Origin of the sequence: Pseudomonas sp. NPDC090203 (genome assembly GCF_044746765.1) — a bacterium.
In the GTDB taxonomy this organism is placed as follows: Bacteria; Pseudomonadota; Gammaproteobacteria; order Pseudomonadales; family Pseudomonadaceae; genus Aquipseudomonas; species Aquipseudomonas putida_AD.
Window position 1 is genome coordinate 96,027 of sequence record NZ_JBIVCV010000008.1, and the last position, 18,887, is coordinate 114,913.

The following is an 18,887-nucleotide window of genomic DNA, read 5'->3' on the forward strand; positions in this document are numbered from 1 at the left end:
TTGCCGGCGGGGACGGTGTGTCAGCCAATCCATCCTTCACTGACACACCGCTCCCGCCGGCAAGCCGTGCTGCTACGGGCAATAAAAAGGGCGCCCATCAGGAGCGCCCTCGTCTTTCTATATAGAAGCCAATCAGACGAACGCGATCTCGTCGTCCACTACCGTGCCCTTGATGCTGGTGCCAGGCATGAAGCTGCCCGACAGGATCAACTGCGCCAGCGGGTTTTCGATCCAGCGCTGGATCGCACGCTTGAGTGGCCGTGCGCCATACACCGGGTCGTAACCCACCGCGATCAGTTTCTCCAGCGCCTCAGGCGCCAGTTCAAGGCTCAGGTCACGCTCAGCCAGGCGCTGACGCAAACGGCCCAGCTGGATCTCGGTAATACCCGCGATCTGGTCATGGCCCAGCGGCTCGAAGATCACTACTTCGTCGACCCGGTTGATGAACTCCGGACGGAAATGCGTCGTCAGGGCGTCCATCACCGCAGCACGCTGCGCCTCGCGATCACCCACCAGCTCCTGGATTCGTGCAGAGCCCAGGTTGGAGGTCATGACGATCACCGTGTTACGGAAATCGACGGTGCGGCCGTGGCTGTCGGTCAGACGACCATCTTCAAGCACCTGCAACAGAATGTTGAAGACGTCCGGATGGGCCTTCTCGACCTCGTCCAGCAGGATTACCGAATACGGCTTGCGACGCACCGCCTCGGTCAGGTAGCCGCCCTCTTCATAGCCGACGTAGCCCGGTGGCGCACCGATCAGCCGTGCCACGGAATGCTTCTCCATGAACTCGGACATGTCGATGCGCACCATCGCTTCCTCGGTGTCGAACAGGAACTCCGCCAGCGCCTTGCACAGCTCGGTCTTGCCCACGCCGGTCGGGCCCAGGAACATGAACGAGCCGCTGGGGCGATTCGGGTCGGACAATCCGGCACGGGAACGACGCACCGCGTTGGAAACCGCCACCACGGCCTCGTTCTGTCCGATCACCCGCTCATGCAGCAGGCTTTCCATCTTCAGCAGCTTGTCGCGCTCGCCCTCGAGCATCTTCGACACAGGAATGCCGGTCCACTTGGAAACCACCTCGGCGATTTCTTCCTCGGTCACCTTGCTGCGCAGCAACTGGTTCTCAGGCTTGCCGTGCTGGTCGACCATCTGCAGGCTGCGCTCCAGATCCGGAATCACCCCGTATTGCAGCTCGGCCATGCGATTGAGGTCGCCACGGCGGCGCGCCGCTTCCAGCTCCTGACGGGACTGTTCAATCTTCTGCTGGATCTGCGCAGAACCTGTGACCTCGGCTTTTTCCGAAGTCCAGATCTCTTCCAGATCGGCGTACTCACGCTCCAGACGGATGATTTCTTCCTGAAGTTTTTCGAGGCGCTTGATCGCGGGCTCGTCGTCTTCCTTCTTCAGCGCCTGGGATTCAACCTTGAGCTGAATCAGACGGCGTTCGAGGCGGTCCAGCACTTCGGGCTTGGAGTCGATCTCCATGCGAATGCGGCTGGCGGCTTCGTCAATCAGGTCGATGGCCTTGTCCGGCAGTTGCCGGTCAGTGATGTAGCGATGGCTGAGCTTGGCCGCCGCGATGATCGCGCCGTCGGTGATCGCCACCTTGTGGTGGACCTCGTAGCGCTCCTTGAGGCCACGCAGGATCGCGATGGTGTCCTCTTCGCTCGGCTCGTCCACCAGCACTTTCTGGAAGCGCCGCTCGAGGGCCGCATCCTTCTCTATATATTGGCGGTATTCGTTGAGGGTCGTGGCGCCCACGCAATGCAGCTCGCCACGGGCCAGCGCCGGCTTGAGCATGTTGCCGGCGTCCATCGAACCCTCGGCCTTGCCCGCGCCGACCATTGTGTGCAGCTCGTCGATGAACAGGATGATCTGGCCTTCCTGCTTGGACAGCTCGTTGAGCACGGCCTTCAGGCGCTCTTCGAACTCACCGCGGAACTTGGCACCGGCGATCAGCGCGCCCATGTCCAGGGACAACAGGCGTTTGCCCCGCAGGCCATCGGGCACTTCGCCATTAATGATGCGCTGGGCCAGACCCTCGGCAATGGCGGTCTTACCCACCCCAGGCTCACCGATCAGTACCGGGTTGTTCTTGGTGCGACGCTGCAACACCTGGATGGTGCGGCGAATCTCGTCGTCACGGCCGATCACCGGGTCGAGCTTGCCGTCTTCGGCACGCTTGGTCAGGTCGACGGTGTATTTGTCCAGCGCCTGACGGGACTCTTCGGCGTTCGGGTCGTTGACCGCATCGCCACCGCGCAGGTTGCTGATGGCGTTTTCCAGCGCCTTCTTGCTCACACCCTGGCCGAGCAGCAGCTTGCCAAGCTTGCTGTTCTCGTCCATGGCGGCGAGCAACACCAGTTCGCTGGAGATGAACTGGTCGCCCTTCTGCTGGGCCAGGCGGTCGGCCTGGTTGAGCAGGCGCGCCAGATCCTGCGACATGTTGACGTCGCCGGTAGGGTTTTGAATTTTCGGCAGTTGGTCCAGCTCCTTGCTCAACGCCTTGCGCAGGCTGTTGATGTCGAAGCCGACCTGCAGCAGCAGGGGTTTGATCGAACCACCCTGCTGTTCGAGCAGCGCCTGCATCAGGTGCGCAGGCTCGATGGCGGGATGGTCCATGCCCACCGCCAGGGATTGGGAATCAGATAAAGCGAGCTGTAATTTGCTGGTTAAACGGTCAATACGCATTGGTCACCTTCCTAATGGGCAGGCCGGAGCAATGAACACACCTTAATAAAGAAAACCTGCCAGATAGCCCTTAGATGTGGCCGATTGCACAGGATTCAAGCGGTGAGTGCTTGACATAGATCAATTTAGCTTGTTGGCGGAAGTCTGAGAGCGAATTGTAGGAGCGCGCTTGCCCGCGACTGCGGTGGCACATCTTGCATCGACGATGGTTGATCAACCGCGGTCGCGGGCGAGCGCGCTCCTACAGGGGTCGACTACCGCTCGATCCACACCAGCGAAGCAAAGCGCCCGGTGCGTGCGCCGCGGCGATAGGAGAAGAAACGCTCGTCGTTGTAGGTCGACCAGCCGCCGCCGTACACCGCCGTGACGCCGTGGGCTGCCAGGCGCAAACGCGCCAGTTGGTAGATATCGGCCATGAACTTGCCGGCATTGACGCTCGGCACAAAGGCTTCTGCCGTATCAGGATGGGTGGCCATGAAGGCATCGCGCACTTCCGGGCCGACTTCAAAGGCTTGCGGACCGATGGACGGGCCGAGCCATACCAGAATGTCCGAAGGAGTATCAGCAAAGCTGTCCACCGTCGCCTCCAGCACACCCGCCGCCAGCCCCCGCCACCCGGCGTGGGCCGCCGCAACCTGGGTGCCCTGGCGATTGCAGAACAGCGCAGGCAGGCAATCGGCCGTCATGATGGTGCAGGCAACGCCCGGGATCTTGCTCCAGCTGGCATCAGCCTGCATTACCTGGCCCGGCGTGGCCTGAACCACATCAATGCCGTGTACCTGTTTCAGCCAGGCGGGCTGTACGTTCAGCCGGGAGGTCAGCAGCGAACGGTTGTGGGCAACCGCGGCTGGATCGTCATCGACGTGATCGCCCAGATTGAAGCTGTCGAATGGCGCGACGCTGACGCCGCCCGCTCGCGTCGTGACGCACGCCTTGATGCCGACCGGCGCAGGCCAGTCGGGAGTCAGCCATTGCGTCACGAAGTCACTCATCCGATGAACGCCTCGCGATCCTGCTTGAGCAGCGACAGCAGCCAGACGAAATCATCCGGCAGCGGCGACTCCCAGCTCATCCGTTGACCGGTCGTCGGATGATCCAGCTCCAGGAAGCGCGCGTGCAGCGCCTGGCGGGGGAAGTTCTTCAAGGATTCGACCATCGTCACGCTGGCCGCAGGCGGAATGCGGAAGCGGCCGCCGTAGGCCGGATCGCCCACCAGCGGGAAATTGATGTGCGCCATGTGTACGCGAATCTGGTGGGTACGGCCGGTTTCCAGCTTGACCCGCACATGGGTGTGGGAGCGGAAACGCTCCAGCACGCGATAGTGGCTGACGGCTGGCTTGCCGCCTTCCATTACCGCCATGCGCTGGCGCTGCTGGCCGTGACGCCCGATCGGCGCGTTGATCTTGCCGCCGGCGGTCACCACGCCGATCACGATGCACTCGTAGATCCGGCTGACGCTGCGCGCCTGCAACTGGGTGACCAGTTGGGTCTGCGCCTGAATGGTCTTGGCCACCACCATAAGGCCGGTGGTGTCCTTGTCCAGACGGTGCACGATGCCGGCACGCGGGACGTTGATGATGTCCGGCACGTGGTGCAGCAAGGCGTTGAGCAGGGTGCCATCAGCGTGGCCTGCCGCCGGATGCACGACCAGCCCGGCCGGTTTGTTGATCACCAGAATCTGGTCGTCTTCGTAGACGATATCCAGTTCGATGTCCTGCGCCACCCACTCTCCCTGAGCTTCCTGCTCGGCCTGCAGAAGCAGAACGGCACCGCCATGAACGATGTCACGCGGGCGCAGAACGCCTCCGTCCACGGTCAGGCGGCCGTCTTTGATCCAGGCGGAAAGGCGCGAGCGCGAGTGCTCGGCGAAGAGTTGGGCGGCGACCTGGTCGAGGCGTTGACCGCCCAATTCGGACGGCACCTCTGCGCGAAGTTCAATGATCTCAGACATGCTCAAACTAGGAGGTGGCACTGGCCTTTGGTTTCGGCTGTGCGCTTGTGGTTAAATACGGCGTCTTTTGTCCCGGGGGTTCCACGGGGCGCCCATCATAACAGGACGGTCCTGCGCAAGACAGCAGGCCGTTATAGGGACGCAAGCCGCCATGCAAGTGAAACACCTGCTGCTGATAGCCATCCTCGGACTTACCGCTGCCTGTTCTTCGAAGAAAGAAGTCATCGACGAAAACCTCAGTGAAGTCGAGCTGTACCAGCAGGCGCAGGCCGACCTGGACAACAACAGCTACAACAGCGCGAGCGAAAAACTCAAGGCGCTGGAATCGCGCTATCCGTTCGGTCGCTACGCCGACCAGGCGCAGCTGGAGCTGATCTACGCCAACTACAAGAACGGTGAGCCTGAGGCCGCGAAATCCGCAGCCGAGCGTTTCATTCGCCTGCACCCCCAGCACCCGAACGTCGACTACGCCTACTACCTCAAGGGCCTGACCTCGTTCGACCAGGACGTGGGCATCATTGCGCGCTTCCTGCCGCTGGACCAGACCAAGCGTGACCCGGGCGCCGCCCGTGACTCGTACAACGAGTTCGCACAGCTGACCAGCCGCTATCCGAACAGCCGCTATGCGCCGGACGCCAAGCAACGCATGATCTACCTGCGTAACCTGCTGGCGGCCTATGAAATCCACGTGGCCGACTACTACCTGACCCGTCAGGCCTATGTCGCCGCCGTGAACCGTGGCCGCTACGTGGTGGAAAACTTCCAGGAAACCCCATCGGTCGGCGACGGCCTGGCCGTCATGGTCGAAGGCTATCAGCGTCTGCACCTGGACGACCTGGCCGACACCAGCCTGCAAGTCCTGAAAGCCAACTACCCGGATCACCCGCAACTGGCCGATGGCAAGTTCGAAGCCCGTACCCCGGATCCTGACAACCGTTCGTGGCTGTCCAAGGCCACCCTGGGTCTGATCGAGAGCCGTCCGCCGCTGCCGCCGGGAGAAACCCGCGCCAACCAGGACGTGATCAAGCAGTACCAGGACGCCAAGGACGCCATCCCGGCCGACCTGCTGCCTGAAAACCAGACGGAAGAGCCGAAGAACGACGACGCGGACGGCACCCCGAAAAGCCGCTCGATCTTCAGCTACATGACCTTCGGCCTGTTCGACTGATTCAGTCGCAGCCCCTGAGTCACTGAGAAAGAGGTCCTACGGGACCTCTTTTTCGTTTCTGACACGCCAAGGCGCCGTAGACGACTGTGCGCCCGCCAGTGCCTTGGCTAAACTGCGGCATCCTCACTCAATAAGCTGGTAGACATGATTCGCTTGATTATGTGGGTCGCCCTGATCTGGTTGGCGATCTGGTTCTTCAAACGCGTGACCAAACGCCCTGCGCCCCGTCCACGGCCTGCCGCGCCGCCCATCGATGCCGCGCCCATGGTGCGCTGTGCCCAGTGCGGCGTGCACCTGCCCCGTGACCGCGCGCTGAGCCAGAACGAACAGTGGTACTGCACCGAAGCCCACCGGCTACAGGGCCCGGCAGCACGTGACCGCTGAAACCCTGTCGCTGGTCACGGCGCAGGCCCAGCGTATCCTGCGGCTCTACCACCTCTACCGCCTGAGCATCGGCATTCTGCTGGTGCTGCTGATTTCCAGCAGCCTGGATGCCGAACTGCTGCAAATGGCCGATATCGAACTGTTTCGCACCGGCTGCTGGCTCTATCTGGTGTTCAACATTCTGGTGGTCGTACTGCTCGAACGGCCGACGCGCCAAGGCCATCTGTTCACCCTGGCGCTGGCCGACGCCTGCATGCTGTGCGCCCTGTTCTATGCCGGAGGCGGCGCACCCAGCGGCCTGGGCAACTTGATCGTGGCCTCGGTGGCGATCAGCAACGTGCTGCTGCGCAAACGCACCGGGCTGCTGATTGCCGCGATTTCAGCCATCGGCATCATCTACCTGACGTTCTTCATCAGCTACAACAAGCCTGCAGCGGCCAATCATTTCGTCCAGGCCGGGTCCCTTGGCGCCCTGTGCTTCGCCGCCGCCCTGCTGGTACAGGCACTGGCGCGCCGGCTGCAGGCCAGCGAGGACATCGCCGAACGGCGCGCGGCCGACGTCGACAACCTCGAAGAACTCAACGCGCTGATCCTGCAGCGCATGCGCACCGGCATTCTGGTACTGGACGCCGAGCGCAAGGTGCTACTGGCCAACCACAGCGCCCTGGCACTGCTGGGCCACGAGCATCTGCTTGGCGAAATCATCGACCCCTACTCTCCGCAGTTGGTCGAGCGTCTGCGGCAATGGCAGATCAACCCGTCCATGGCGCCACGAAGCATTACCACTTCGGCAATCGGCCCCGTGCTGCGCCCCGGCTTCATTGCCTTGAACCGTGACAGCCAGCGCCACACCCTGATCTTCATTGATGACCTGTCAAAAATCTCCCAGCAGGCCCAGCAACTCAAGCTCGCGGCCCTGGGCAGGCTGACCGCCGGCATCGCCCACGAGATCCGCAACCCGCTGGGCGCCATCAGCCACGCGGCCCAGCTGCTCCATGAATCCGAGGAACTGACCGGTCCCGACCGGCGTCTGAGTGAAATCATTCAAGATCAATCGCGACGGATGAATCTGGTGATCGAGAACGTCTTGCAGCTGTCCCGCCGACGTCAGACCGAGCCGCACCTGCTTGACCTCAGGCAGTGGCTCGAAGGATTCGTCAGCGACTTGCGCTCCCGACTGCCCGACGACCAGGCAGTGCATCTGGAAATCGGCCCCGGTGCCCTCACCACCCGCATGGATGCCGAGCAGCTTGTGCAAGTCGTGACTAACCTGACCCAGAACGGCTTGCGCTACAGTGGTCAGATGCATGCACGCGCTCAAGTCTGGCTGCGACTGTTTCACGCACCCCACAGCGAGCTGCCAAGCCTTGAGGTGCTGGATAATGGTCCCGGTGTCGCCAGAGAGCACCTGAGCAAGCTCTTCGAACCATTTTTCACCACTGAAAGCAAAGGGACCGGCCTGGGCCTGTATCTTTCGCGGGAACTGTGCGAAAGCAATCAGGCGAACCTGGACTACACACCACGGGAAGGTGGCGGAAGCTGTATGCGGATCACCTTCGCCCATCCGTTCAAATTGAGTTGAAGATGAGCCAACGGCAAAAGATCCTGATCGTCGACGATGAGCCGGACATTCGCGAATTACTGGAGATCACTCTGGGGCGGATGAAGCTGGACACTCGCAGTGCGCGCAACGTCAAGGAAGCTCAAGACTGGCTCGCCCGCGAACCCTTCGACCTGTGCCTGACCGACATGCGCCTGCCCGACGGCAACGGCCTGGAACTGGTGCAGCACATCCAGAAGCGCCACACCCAGGTGCCGGTGGCGATGATCACCGCGCACGGCAGCCTCGACACAGCGATCCATGCCCTGAAAGCCGGTGCCTTCGACTTCCTCACCAAGCCCGTGGACCTGGGTCGCCTGCGCGAGCTGGTCGGCAGCGCGCTGCGCCTGCACATGGCGCCGTCCAACGAAAACAGCATCGACAACCGCCTGCTCGGCAACTCACCGCCCATGCAGGCCTTGCGCAAGCAGATCGGCAAGCTGGCGCGCAGCCAGGCGCCGATCTACATCAGCGGCGAATCGGGCAGCGGCAAGGAGTTGGTCGCCCGGCTGATCCACGAGCAGGGCCCGCGGATCGACAAGCCGTTCGTGCCGGTCAACTGCGGCGCGATTCCTACGGAACTGATGGAAAGCGAATTCTTCGGCCATCGCAAAGGCAGCTTCACCGGGGCCCACGAAGACAAACCGGGGCTGTTCCAGACGGCCAACGGCGGTACGTTGTTTCTCGATGAAGTGGCCGACCTGCCGCTGGCGATGCAGGTAAAACTGCTGCGCGCCATCCAGGAGAAATCCATCCGCGCGGTGGGCGGGCAGCAGGAGCAAGTGGTCGATGTGCGCGTGTTGTGCGCCACCCACAAGGACCTGAGTGTCGAAGTCGCGGCCCAGCGCTTCCGGCAGGATCTGTATTACCGCCTCAACGTCATCGAACTGCGCGTGCCGCCGCTGCGCGAACGCCGCGAAGACATCGAGGAAATCGCTGGCAACGTCCTGCGCCGCCTGGCCGAAGGCGCCGCCCAGCCCCCTGCCCGCCTCGCCTCGCCGGCACTGACGGCGCTCAAGGGCTACCGCTTTCCCGGCAACGTTCGCGAGCTGGAGAACATGCTCGAACGGGCCTACACCCTGTGCGAAAACGACCAGATCAACGCCGACGACCTGCGCCTGGCAGAACCGGTCACGGTCAACGAACAGGACGGCCCGAGCCTGGCTGACATCGACAATCTGGAAGACTACCTGGAGAGCATCGAGCGCAAGCTGATCCTCCAGGCCCTCGAAGAGACCCGCTGGAACCGCACGGCAGCCGCGCAACGGTTGAGCCTGACGTTCAGGTCGATGCGCTATCGGTTGAAGAAGTTGGGGTTGGAGTAGTTTCCCGTAGCAGTCCGGCTTGCCGGCGTCGGCGTCCTTGAAATCACCCCCGCGGGCAAGCCCGGCTGCTACGGGATTGATGGCGCACTCACAACCGTAGCAGCACGGCTTGCCGGCGGGAGCGTTCTCAAGATCGCTGACGCCGGCAAGCCGGACTGCTACGGGGTCTCGACCGTTTTTTGGCCAAGGGCTGCGAGCGCTGGCGCATACGGCGCCGGATCGATGATCGGCACATCGCCCACCAGCAAATCCGTCAGCAACTGGCACGACGCCGGCGCCAGCACCAGGCCGTTGCGGAAATGCCCGCAGTTGAGCCACAGCCCGTCATGCCCCGGCACCGGGCCGATGAACGGAATGCCATCCGGTGACCCCGGGCGCAGCCCTGCCCAGTGCCCCACCACCTCGGCATTGGCCAGGGCCGGGATCAGCTCCACTGCCGACGCTTTCAGGCTTTGCAGCGCCACATCGGTCGGGGTCTTGTCGTAGCCTTCGTGCTCCAGCGTGCTGCCGATCAGAATGTGGCCGTCACGGCGAGGAATCGCGTAGCGGCCCTTGGCGAGGATCATGCTGGGGAGAAAGTCGGATGCGCATTTGTACAGAATCATCTGGCCCTTGACCGGCTCTACCGGCAATTCCAGCCCGAGCCTGGCGAGCAGATCGCCGCTCCAGGCACCGGCAGCCAGCACTACGCTGTCACCCAGGATGTCGCCTTGCGGTGTGCTTACGCCGATGATCCTGTCGCCATCGCGCACGAAATCACTGACTTCGCACTGCTCGTGAAGGGTCACGTTAGGCAGCGCCAGCAGTGCCGCCTTCAGGGATTTGACCAGTCGCGGGTTGCGCACGTTGGCGATGTCGGCCATGTAAATGGCGCGGGTAAACCCGCCGCCCATCACCGGCACCGCGTCATAGACCGCCGAGATATCCACAGAGGCCAGCGGCCGCCCGACTCGTGCAGCCCATTCCAGCGCCTGCTGTTCGTCATCCAGATCCAGCCAGTACAAACCGGTACGGTGGACTTCCGGATCGATCCCCGTGGCATCGAGCAGCCGCTCGCCCAACTGCGGATAGAAATCCTGGGACCAATGCGCCAGCGCCGTGACCGCCGGGCTGTAGCGCCAGGGATAAAGCGGTGAAACGATACCGCCGCCCGCCCAGGAAGACTCCTGACCGACACCGGAACGGTCGAGCAACACCACGCTCTGAACCTTTGCCGCGAGATTGAAGGCCGTCAGCAGACCGATGACGCCACCACCGACGATTACCACGTGTTGCCTGGACATGCAGAACCCGATCATCAAGAGGAAACAATCGCCGGCCACTGCCCGACTTCCTGCGGACAAACCGACTCCATTACCGTCAAAAATCAGTACCATGCCGCTGATCCGGCGAATAGCCCCGGACATCCACTACATAGCGACTTTCAACCTGAGTAGTATCACCATATTTCAAACGAAAAATGGAATTTCCTTGATGGGTTTCAGCTCTGGTCTTACGCGCCTGCATTCGCGTCGCAGCTGGCAAGGTCCTTCCGGGGGCAATAGCGGCGGGTTTACCCTGATCGAGCTGATCGTGGTCGTGGTGATCGTGGGCATCTTTGCGGCCTTCGCCATCCCGAACTTCTCGTCGATGTTGCACCGCATGAACGTGCGTGCGGCTGCCGATGAATTTTACGACCTGTTGCAATACGCACGGGGCGAGGCGGTGACGCGCGGTACGACGGTGAACGTTTCCGCAGCCGCGGGGACGACCAACATCGTGGTGTCTACCAGTGGCACCACACTCAGACAGGTGGGTAGTAACGGCCTGCAGTCTGGCGTGTCCATCAATGCCAATGTGAACAGCGTTAATTTCACGCCGACCGGCACTGCTTCGGTCAGCGGCTGCTTTCAAATCCTCTATCCAACCGATACCGCCATTTCCTCGCAATATGTCACGCTTCTGACCAGTGGCCGGGTCACCGCGCCGACGTCCACCAAACCGAGTGGATGCTGATGAATGTAACGTCCCGAAATCACAGCGCAGGCTTCAGCATGATCGAAGTACTGGTCAGCCTGATCATCATTGCCGTCGGCGTACTGGGCATGGTGGCGCTGCAAAGCAAGGCCATTCCGTACACTCAGGATTCCGTGCAGCGCAACACCGCGATCATGCTGGTGGACGATCTGGTGGATATCATCCGCACCGCCGGCACCTGTACGACGGCCAATAACTGCATCAAGCCGCCGCAGTCGAGTTTTCCGACACCTCCCGGCAGCTGCAATCCCACACCGACCGACCTCTCCGCCCAGATCGCCTGCTGGGCAGCGCAGGCAAGCCGCGCCCTGCCTGGCGTCACCGCCGCGGTGTTGAGCAACTCGTTCTATATCTGTCGAAGCCTGGTGCCCGGCGACTCCCAGAATGCCTGTGGCACGGGCAATACGACCAACAGCGAAGTCGAGATTCAGGTGGGCTGGACTGTGAAATCGTCCGCTGAATGTCTGGACGCCAACCTTGTTGGTAACACCTGCACCTATCGCATCAGGACACGCCTGCGATGAAGCCGCCATCACTCTCGTTCCCCCAACGCAACACGCAGGCGGGGCTGTCGCTCATCGAGCTGATGGTCGCCATGCTCATTGGCCTGTTCCTCATCCTTGGGGTGACGCAGATCTTCATCAACAACCAGAAAAGCTACCTGTTCCAGCAGGGCCAGGTGGGCAATCAGGAGAACGGACGGTTCGCCATGACCTTATTGAGTCAGGAGCTTTCCAAGGCAGGCTACCGCAGCAATCCGGCCAAATCGTTCCCCAGCGGTGCAGGGCTGGGATGCTCGTTTGCGGAGGACACCTCGGTGATCGCCGTATCGCCCACAGCCCTGTGCGTGCGCTACCAGGCGGCGAACAAAAACGACGTCAACTGCCAGGGCACTGCACTGTCGAGCGCCAATCAGGACACGATCACTGCGCCCTATAGCAAGCAGATCAACCCGATCGTCATCGAGAAAATAGAATACGACGCCGCGAGTAAATCCATCGTCTGCACTTCGGGTACGGTCGCCAAGCAGCCCTTGGTGACTGGCGTGGCGGGGCTGCGCTTCGAGTACGGTTCAGGGCCGGGCGACTTGAAGGCGGTCTCGACATTCAGCGCCACCCCCACAGACACCGTGGGGGCGGTGCGATATACCGTGCTCATGCAGAGCCAGGGCACTGCCTCCGTACGCGACGATGCCACGACATCGGCCGCGTTGAATGAGTGGAACACGCGATTCGGCGACAGTCTGGTGGACAGCAACCAGATCTATCAATTGGTCCAGGGCACCACGATGATCAGGAACCAGATGCAATGAGTTCGATGACATCGGGCCGTATCGGCGTTTCAGGGCGCCACCAGACCGGGGCGACGCTGCTGGTAGCGATCATGATGCTGCTGGTCATCACGCTTCTGGCATTGTCCAGCATGCGCGGCGTCTCGCTCGAATCGCGCATCACTGGCAACCTGAAAATGCAGAAGACATTGTTCAATGCTGCCGAGGGTGCGCTACGCATCGGTGAGAGCAGCATCAGCTCGGTCGCACCTCCCTCGGCAAGCAGTGTCTGCAACAGCACGTTTTGTCTGCGCTGGAGCCTCGCGGATCTGGCCGTACCGGCCTCGAAGGACACACCAACTCGCTTCACGACCGCCGACGGAAACAATGTCACCACCGTGGCGAATAACTACGACGTGAAAGTGCAGTGGTATGTCGTGGACCTGGGCAATCTCGTGGGTTACAGCCAAGGCGACTGCGGCGCCAGGGGATGCGGGTTCCACTATTACGAAGTCAACGCCTGTGCATCAACGGTGCTATGCACCAGCGACACCACGACCCCTCGCGTGACATTGCGAACCGTCATTGCCCGGTACTACAACCCATGAAAATCAGCCGTTACCTGAGTGCCCTTCCAACCATCAGCCCCCTTCGCTTGCTGAGTGCGGTCGGTGCCGTTCTGGCTCTGTCGATATCGTCGGCGCACGGTGCGGTGAGTCAGGTGCCGGCGCAGGCACCGCTGTTCGTCAACGACTCGGTTCCTCCGCTGAACATGTTGGTGGTGGGCCGTGACCACAAGCTGTTTTTCCCTGCTTACAACGACGCGTCTGATCTGGACGGTGATGGCTCGATCGACATTCGCTACAAGCCCTCGATCGACTATCTGGGCTATTTCGATTCGTTGACGTGCTACAGCTACAGCAGTGGCTACTTCACGCCCTCCTCGACGACCACGGCCGCCAACCTGAAGAAATGCCCGGGCAGTTGGAGCGGTGATTACCTCAACTACCTGACGACCTCTCGCGCCGACGCTTTGCGCAAGGTGCTGTACGGTGGATATCGCAGCACCGACACCACCACCCAGACCATCCTGGAGCGCGCGTACATTCCGACCGACGCTCACACCTGGGGCAAGGAGTACCGCAGCCCGACAGTCGATGGCTACAACTTGTCCGACTACACCCCGTTCGCCAACCCTACGGGCAGTAACTACGCATTATTTGCGAACAATACACAGTCGTCTGCTCCGCTGCTGCGGGTGCTGCCCAATGCCTCCAACATCCGCATATTCGGCTGGGTGTCTCGCGAAGTGACGCAAGGTGGATCGGTGGCCACCAACACCAGCTTCCAGGACGTCGTCGTAGTCCCGAACGACTATCAAGTCCGGGTGGAGGTCTGCAAAACTGGCTTTCTGGAGAGCAACTGCCGCCTTTACCCCAACGGAAAATACAAACCTACCGGCATCCTTCACGATTATGGCGAAGGCAATCAGATGTACTTCGGCCTGATGACCGGCACCTATCAGAACAACATTCAGGGCGGTGCAATCCGCAAGGCGATCAGCAGTTTTGCCAATGAAATCGAGACCTCGACGGGGATTTTCGGGACCAAGAACACGCTGGGCGTTTACGTCAAAAGCGGCATCATCGGCACCCTGGACGGCCTGCGAATCAGGTCCAGCGGGTGCAGCAGCACCGGCAACACGACTACCAACGGCACCTGCCAGGACTGGGGTAACCCCCTCGCAGAGATGATGTTCGAAACCATGCGCTACTTCAGCGGCGCCACTACCCCGACCAGCGGCTTTCTGTCGGGCGCGGGAGACACCGCGTTGGGCCTGAGCGGCCTGACAACTTGGACCAACCCCTATTCGAGCACCCCCAACCCGGATGCCAACCCGCCGACGTTTCCGAGCTGTTCCAAGCCCTTCGAGACGCTGTTCAGTGATGTCAACCCGACCTACGACTCGGACCTGCCTGGCAGTGCGTTCACAACCAGCAACGCACCAAGCGCCACCACGGCTTTGACCGGTTTCAACGCCCAAACCCAGGGGCAGGCGATCTGGAACGCTGACGTAGGCTCAGGCAGCAGGAACATCAACATCGGTCAGACCACAAGCCTGAGCGACACCGCGCCGACTGCCAAAGCTGCCTCAAGCCTTGGCAACATCCGCGGCCTGCCGGAGGAGCCTACCAAGCAAGGAACCTTTAACGCCGGGGCAGTCGCCTATTACGCCAACACCAACCCGATCACCACGTTGGGCGGCCAGAAAGTCCAGACGTTCTCCATTGCCTTGTCCTCTACCTTGCCTCGCATCCAGATGCCCGTCGGCGGAGGCACAATCACGCTGCTGCCATTCGGCAAGGTCACCAGTGGCGTCACCGAGCAGATCACAGGCTTCTACATTGATTCGCTATACAACATGCCCGGCCAGCCAGCCGACACGACGGTCAATGGTGGACGACCCCAAGCGATTTTCCGGGTTGTATTCGATGACTGCGGCCAAGGCTGCGACTACGACATGGACGCCATTGTTCTCTACACCGTGTCGGTCACTGCCGCCAGCACCCTGAACGTTACTACGCAGACCGTGTACTCGGTGTCCGGCGCCGAATCCCACATGGGCTATACCATTTCGGGCACCACCAACGACGGTATCTATCTGGAAGTGACCGGCGGCGGCAATGGCAACAGTCACTACGAACTCGACACCCCCGGCACCAAACTGCCCGGTGCGTGCGTGCCATCCAACCAATGCACGGGCACAGCAGATCTTCTGCCCGGCCGCCGCTCCGGCAGTGCGGTGGTTAACGGCAGTGACAGTCACTCGCGGGTGTTCACCCCTTCGTCTGCCCGCTCGGTCACCAACCTGCAAGACCCCTTGTGGTATGCGGCCAAGTGGGGCGGCTTCGGCACCAAGGACAACACCACGAGCAGCGTACCGGTGGCAGGGCAGTGGGATTCGAACGTTTCCGGCACGCCCGACAACTACTTTCTGGTGAGCAGCGCCTCGACACTCAAACAACAGCTTCAGGAGGCCTTCAGCCAGATCGTGCAGAAGAACACGTCGGTTTCGCCGCCCGCTGTTTCACCGCCGCCGCAGTCGTCTTCGACCTCGACATCCACCTACACCAACAGTTTCAGCGTCACTCTCTGGAGCGGCGATCTGACAAAGACTACCGCCACCTATGACTACACGGGGGGCACAAGCACCTCGGCTGTGAACTGGACTGCAGGGTCCCAAGTCCCTGCACCTGCCAATCGCAACATACAAATCGCTAACTCGGCAGGTAACGGCCTGCAGGATTTCACCTACACCAATCTGGCGGGGCGGATCTTCGCAGGCGTACGCTGGCAATACTCCTCGGCCTTCCCCAACGGTGTGCTGACCTCCGATCAGGTATCGTTCATCAGGGGCGTACGTACGCTGGAAGGGACCACGTTCCGCAGACGTTCGCCGACATCAATACTGGGCGATATCGTCGACTCACAACCCGTGGTGGTGCAAAAAGCCACCTATATCGCCTCTGTGGCCGACTCGCTGGACGGCTCGCCTGGGGATTACGCCAAGTTCCAGGCCTCCATCAGCGCGCGAACGCCTCAGGTCTACGTCGGTGCCAACGACGGCATGTTCCACGCGTTCGATGCCAATACCGGGGTCGAGACGTTCGCCTTCATTCCTTCTGCCGTTGTCGCCAACCTGGGGGCGCTGAGCAACCAGAACTACAACAGCGACTCCTCGCTGCATCGCTTCTTTGTCGATGGTTCGTCGGTGGTCAAAGATGCTTACTTCGGCGGGGCATGGCACACCGTGCTGGTGGGAAGCCTGGGCGCAGGTGGGCGAGAAATCTTCGCTCTCGATATCACCGACCCTGGCAACATCAAGCTGCTCTGGGAATTCACCTCTCAGAACGACGTCGACCTGGGCTCGACCTTCTCCACCCCCTATATCTCCAAGCTGCATTCGGGCGAGTGGGGCGTGATCTTTGGCAGCGGTTACAACGGCAACAGCGGTAATGCCAGCCTGTTCGTGCTCAATGTCGCCAACGGTGCAGTGATCAAGAAGATGGCCGTGCCGGACAGCAACCCCAAAGTGGAGAATGGCCTTTCAACGCCAGTTATCCTCGACGTCAACTCAGACGGTATCGCCGACTACGTTTACGCGGGTGACCTGTTGGGCAACCTGTGGCGTTTCGATCTGGTCGGCTCCACGCTGACGGACACAGCAACCGCCGCCAACTACAAGGTGTCGTTCGGCAACAAGCCGCTGTTCACCGCCTCCTCGCCGATAACAGGCGCCGCCCCGCAGTCGATTACCACCCCACCGGCGATCTATCCACATCCTAGCGGCACAGGCGCTCTGGTGATCTTCGGGACAGGCCGCTATTTCACCTCGGCTGACAAGACCTCAAAGGATGTTCAAAGCCTCTACGGCATCTGGGACAAACAGACCAACGCTGAATCGACCACCAACCCTGCTGCTTCGAACACGCTGGCATCGATCGCGCGTAGCAACCTGCAAAGCCAGACAGTGTCCTCGGCAGCGGGAAGCATCGGGGGCTACACAGGCTTGAGGACAGTCACCCAGAACGGTGTTGACTGGACGACGAGGTACGGCTGGTACCTGGACTTGCAAACCAGTACCACCGTAAACAACATCACGACTGTATCTGCAGTAGGCGAGCGGATGGTTGACCTGCTGACCATCTCCGGCGGTGTTCTGGTGGTGGCTACACGAACGCCAATCGCCGATGTCTGCGAGGCGGGGATCCAGGGCAAACGACTGGGGCTGGACCCGAATACAGGGGGAGCCACCACCTTTTCGATTTTCGATTTCACACGCGACGGTCTGATCACCAGGGACGACACCATCGGTGGCGCCGTGATCAGCGGGTTCGACTCCACAGCCGGTGGCTTCACGCTTGGAGGGACTAACAACCCCAACGGGCTGCTTACGATGTACAACAGTGACGGGGCGGGGCTTCCCGGCAGCGGCACTGGCGTGTACACAGGGCTCAAATATAACGGCCGCCAGACCTGGCGCGTGATTCCATCACCTTGAGAACGACAGCTATGATCTTCCAACCTAACCCACAGCGCGGCTTCACCCTCATCGAGCTGATGATCACCGTCGCGATTGTCGCGATTCTTGCGGCCGTGGCTTATCCGTCCTACACCAAGTACGTACAGCGGGGCTATCGGTCTGAAGGTCTTGCTCAGTTGAGCGATGCCGCGGCGCGGGCTGAGCGTTTTTACGCCCAGAACAACACCTATGTTGGAGCAACCCCTGCGTCAATGGGGTTAGTCACTGATGCTGATATCAACGCGACGAAACTCGCGACCGGTAAAGCCGACATCAAGGCGAGCGACGTTACAGACACAAGCTCGACCACTGGCAAATACAAACTGTCGGTTGTGAGCACCACGGCCACCACCTACAGCTTTAAGGTCGTCCCCCAGGGCTCTCAAGCTAATGATTCATGTGGAACCCTGACAATCGATCAGGCGGGCAACAAAACCTCGACCGCAGGCACCGACTGCTTCAAATAATCCCCTCACCGCCCCCAGCATTGCTGGACACTGGCATCACCCGACATCCCAAGGTTGTCGCGCTTGCCAGTGTTCTCCAGCACGAACGCGCCGCAGCGGTCCCCTGCCATGAGCGCGCTGGCTGACGGCGTCGCCACCAGCACGAATCTGTCTTCGGAGCGCTCGGCCTCGATGGCGTAGAAGCCGTTGCCAGCCGTGACCTCATGCCTGTGCGCGGGCGGCCCGATGACATCTGCGTACTGGACTGCGCGTGAATGGAAACGCTCCAGCCTTTGTGCCTCTTCAACCAGCAGCGCCGCGATTTCCGAGCGGCGGGCTTTCTTCGAGTATTCGGTGTACGCCGGGTAGGCGACGCCGGCGAGAATCGCGACGATCGCCACGGCGATCAGCAGTTCGATCATCGAGAATCCCCTGTTGCTGGCTGCCATCTCCCTGCCTCCTCATTGCCGTTGTCGCCACATGATCCGCCGCTCGGCGGTGTGGATGCTCTCAAGCACCGTCCGCGAGCTGCCCTGTATCACCACCGCCGTGATCCGATAGAGCGAAGCAGTTCCGTTGCCATGGGCCGGATCTTCGGTTTGCCCGAGGTGCTGGATGCCGTAGACCCCACCCGCGCCCGCCAGCCAGTTCACACCTGAACCTCCACCGCTGCCAGCGCCTGACAGCGTCAAGGCCTCCGGTGGCGGCATGCAGGTGGCCGGGCCGGAGCACTCGGGCAGGAGAAAGCCGGGGGCGACCACCTGCGCTTCACCGGTTCTCAAAACCGTCTCGGCCGCCTGCAACGCCAGGTTGCGTCGTTGCAGGGTGCCCGCCACCTTCTCCTGCAGGGTGGCGTTTTGCATCGATGAGGTGGCAAGCAAAGTCACCAGCACCAGAAATGCCAGCGCGGCGATCAGCACCGCGCCTCGTTCAGCATTCATCTGCGC

16 protein-coding genes are annotated in these 18,887 nt (G+C 61.4%); 10 read left to right on the top strand and 6 right to left on the bottom strand.

Annotated features, from left to right (window positions below; all coding sequences use genetic code 11):
* Positions 1-132 precede the first annotated feature (132 nt).
* From clpB to rluD, 3 genes are all read right to left on the bottom strand, one after another.
* Positions 133-2,697: an ATP-dependent chaperone ClpB gene (gene clpB / locus ACIPO9_RS15595; protein ID WP_400605329.1), complete on the bottom strand. Its 2,565-nt coding sequence runs from the start codon at positions 2,695-2,697 to the stop codon at positions 133-135.
* 254 nt (positions 2,698-2,951) lie between these two features.
* Positions 2,952-3,677, bottom strand: a complete 726-nt coding sequence (gene pgeF / locus ACIPO9_RS15600) for a peptidoglycan editing factor PgeF (protein WP_400782133.1) — start codon at positions 3,675-3,677, stop codon at positions 2,952-2,954.
* Positions 3,678-3,685: 8 nt separating this feature from the next.
* A complete protein-coding gene (gene rluD / locus ACIPO9_RS15605; protein WP_274133645.1) occupies positions 3,686-4,648 on the bottom strand; it encodes a 23S rRNA pseudouridine(1911/1915/1917) synthase RluD in 963 nt (320 codons plus the stop codon).
* A 151-nt stretch (positions 4,649-4,799) separates the two neighbouring features.
* Between rluD and ACIPO9_RS15610 the strand changes: the two genes are divergently transcribed.
* From ACIPO9_RS15610 to ACIPO9_RS15625, 4 genes are all read left to right on the top strand, one after another.
* Positions 4,800-5,816 carry an outer membrane protein assembly factor BamD gene (locus tag ACIPO9_RS15610; RefSeq protein WP_274133646.1) on the top strand — a complete coding sequence of 339 codons (1,017 nt, stop codon included), beginning with the start codon at positions 4,800-4,802 and terminating at the stop codon, positions 5,814-5,816.
* Positions 5,817-5,960: 144 nt separating this feature from the next.
* Positions 5,961-6,200: a PP0621 family protein gene (locus tag ACIPO9_RS15615; RefSeq protein WP_274133647.1), complete on the top strand. Its 240-nt coding sequence runs from the start codon at positions 5,961-5,963 to the stop codon at positions 6,198-6,200.
* A complete protein-coding gene (locus ACIPO9_RS15620) occupies positions 6,190-7,782 on the top strand; it encodes a nitrogen regulation protein NR(II) (RefSeq protein ID WP_400781897.1) in 1,593 nt (530 codons plus the stop codon). Before ACIPO9_RS15615 ends, ACIPO9_RS15620 begins: the two co-directional genes overlap by 11 nt.
* 2 nt (positions 7,783-7,784) lie before the next feature.
* The gene (locus ACIPO9_RS15625) at positions 7,785-9,125 is read left to right on the top strand and encodes a sigma-54-dependent transcriptional regulator (RefSeq protein ID WP_400781899.1); all 1,341 of its coding nucleotides are present in this window, start codon (positions 7,785-7,787) and stop codon (positions 9,123-9,125) included.
* A gap of 158 nt (positions 9,126-9,283) precedes the next feature.
* Here ACIPO9_RS15625 and thiO read toward each other — a convergent pair whose 3' ends face one another.
* On the bottom strand, positions 9,284-10,408 hold the full coding sequence (thiO, locus tag ACIPO9_RS15630; RefSeq protein ID WP_400781901.1) for a glycine oxidase ThiO: 1,125 nt from the start codon (positions 10,406-10,408) through the stop codon (positions 9,284-9,286).
* Here thiO and ACIPO9_RS15635 point away from each other — a divergent pair.
* The 6 genes from ACIPO9_RS15635 to ACIPO9_RS15660 are packed head-to-tail and all read left to right on the top strand — an operon-like array spanning position 10,407 to position 17,961.
* Entirely contained in the window at positions 10,407-11,120 is a 714-nt protein-coding gene (locus ACIPO9_RS15635) for a GspH/FimT family pseudopilin (protein WP_400781904.1), read from the top strand. The two genes, thiO and ACIPO9_RS15635, sit on opposite strands and share 2 nt — an antisense overlap.
* Positions 11,120-11,665, top strand: a complete 546-nt coding sequence (gene pilV, locus ACIPO9_RS15640; protein WP_400605339.1) for a type IV pilus modification protein PilV — start codon at positions 11,120-11,122, stop codon at positions 11,663-11,665. The genes ACIPO9_RS15635 and pilV overlap by 1 nt, the downstream gene beginning before the upstream one ends.
* A complete protein-coding gene (locus ACIPO9_RS15645) occupies positions 11,662-12,453 on the top strand; it encodes a PilW family protein (protein ID WP_400781907.1) in 792 nt (263 codons plus the stop codon). Before pilV ends, ACIPO9_RS15645 begins: the two co-directional genes overlap by 4 nt.
* On the top strand, positions 12,450-13,019 hold the full coding sequence (locus ACIPO9_RS15650; protein WP_400781910.1) for a PilX N-terminal domain-containing pilus assembly protein: 570 nt from the start codon (positions 12,450-12,452) through the stop codon (positions 13,017-13,019). Before ACIPO9_RS15645 ends, ACIPO9_RS15650 begins: the two co-directional genes overlap by 4 nt.
* Entirely contained in the window at positions 13,016-17,473 is a 4,458-nt protein-coding gene (locus ACIPO9_RS15655) for a pilus assembly protein (RefSeq protein WP_400781912.1), read from the top strand. Before ACIPO9_RS15650 ends, ACIPO9_RS15655 begins: the two co-directional genes overlap by 4 nt.
* 11 nt (positions 17,474-17,484) lie before the next feature.
* Positions 17,485-17,961 carry a type IV pilin protein gene (locus ACIPO9_RS15660; protein WP_400781915.1) on the top strand — a complete coding sequence of 159 codons (477 nt, stop codon included), beginning with the start codon at positions 17,485-17,487 and terminating at the stop codon, positions 17,959-17,961.
* A gap of 5 nt (positions 17,962-17,966) precedes the next feature.
* On the opposite strand, the gene ACIPO9_RS15665 is transcribed toward ACIPO9_RS15660, so the two are convergent.
* Entirely contained in the window at positions 17,967-18,389 is a 423-nt protein-coding gene (locus ACIPO9_RS15665) for a type IV pilin protein (RefSeq protein WP_400781917.1), read from the bottom strand.
* A 12-nt stretch (positions 18,390-18,401) separates the two neighbouring features.
* Entirely contained in the window at positions 18,402-18,881 is a 480-nt protein-coding gene (locus ACIPO9_RS15670; protein WP_400781919.1) for a PilX N-terminal domain-containing pilus assembly protein, read from the bottom strand.
* Positions 18,882-18,887: the final 6 nt, after the last annotated feature.

Coding starts and splice junctions, on each gene's coding strand:
- clpB (WP_400605329.1), bottom strand. CDS start 2,697: ATGCGTATTGACCGTTTAACCAGCAAATTACAGCTCGCTTTATCTGAT.
- rluD (WP_274133645.1), bottom strand. CDS start 4,648: ATGTCTGAGATCATTGAACTTCGCGCAGAGGTGCCGTCCGAATTGGGC.
- ACIPO9_RS15610 (WP_274133646.1), top strand. CDS start 4,800: ATGCAAGTGAAACACCTGCTGCTGATAGCCATCCTCGGACTTACCGCT.
- ACIPO9_RS15615 (WP_274133647.1), top strand. CDS start 5,961: ATGATTCGCTTGATTATGTGGGTCGCCCTGATCTGGTTGGCGATCTGG.
- ACIPO9_RS15625 (WP_400781899.1), top strand. CDS start 7,785: ATGAGCCAACGGCAAAAGATCCTGATCGTCGACGATGAGCCGGACATT.
- ACIPO9_RS15635 (WP_400781904.1), top strand. CDS start 10,407: ATGCAGAACCCGATCATCAAGAGGAAACAATCGCCGGCCACTGCCCGA.
- thiO (WP_400781901.1), bottom strand. CDS start 10,408: ATGTCCAGGCAACACGTGGTAATCGTCGGTGGTGGCGTCATCGGTCTG.
- pilV (WP_400605339.1), top strand. CDS start 11,120: ATGAATGTAACGTCCCGAAATCACAGCGCAGGCTTCAGCATGATCGAA.
- ACIPO9_RS15645 (WP_400781907.1), top strand. CDS start 11,662: ATGAAGCCGCCATCACTCTCGTTCCCCCAACGCAACACGCAGGCGGGG.
- ACIPO9_RS15650 (WP_400781910.1), top strand. CDS start 12,450: ATGAGTTCGATGACATCGGGCCGTATCGGCGTTTCAGGGCGCCACCAG.
- ACIPO9_RS15655 (WP_400781912.1), top strand. CDS start 13,016: ATGAAAATCAGCCGTTACCTGAGTGCCCTTCCAACCATCAGCCCCCTT.
- ACIPO9_RS15660 (WP_400781915.1), top strand. CDS start 17,485: ATGATCTTCCAACCTAACCCACAGCGCGGCTTCACCCTCATCGAGCTG.
- ACIPO9_RS15665 (WP_400781917.1), bottom strand. CDS start 18,389: ATGGCAGCCAGCAACAGGGGATTCTCGATGATCGAACTGCTGATCGCC.
- ACIPO9_RS15670 (WP_400781919.1), bottom strand. CDS start 18,881: ATGAATGCTGAACGAGGCGCGGTGCTGATCGCCGCGCTGGCATTTCTG.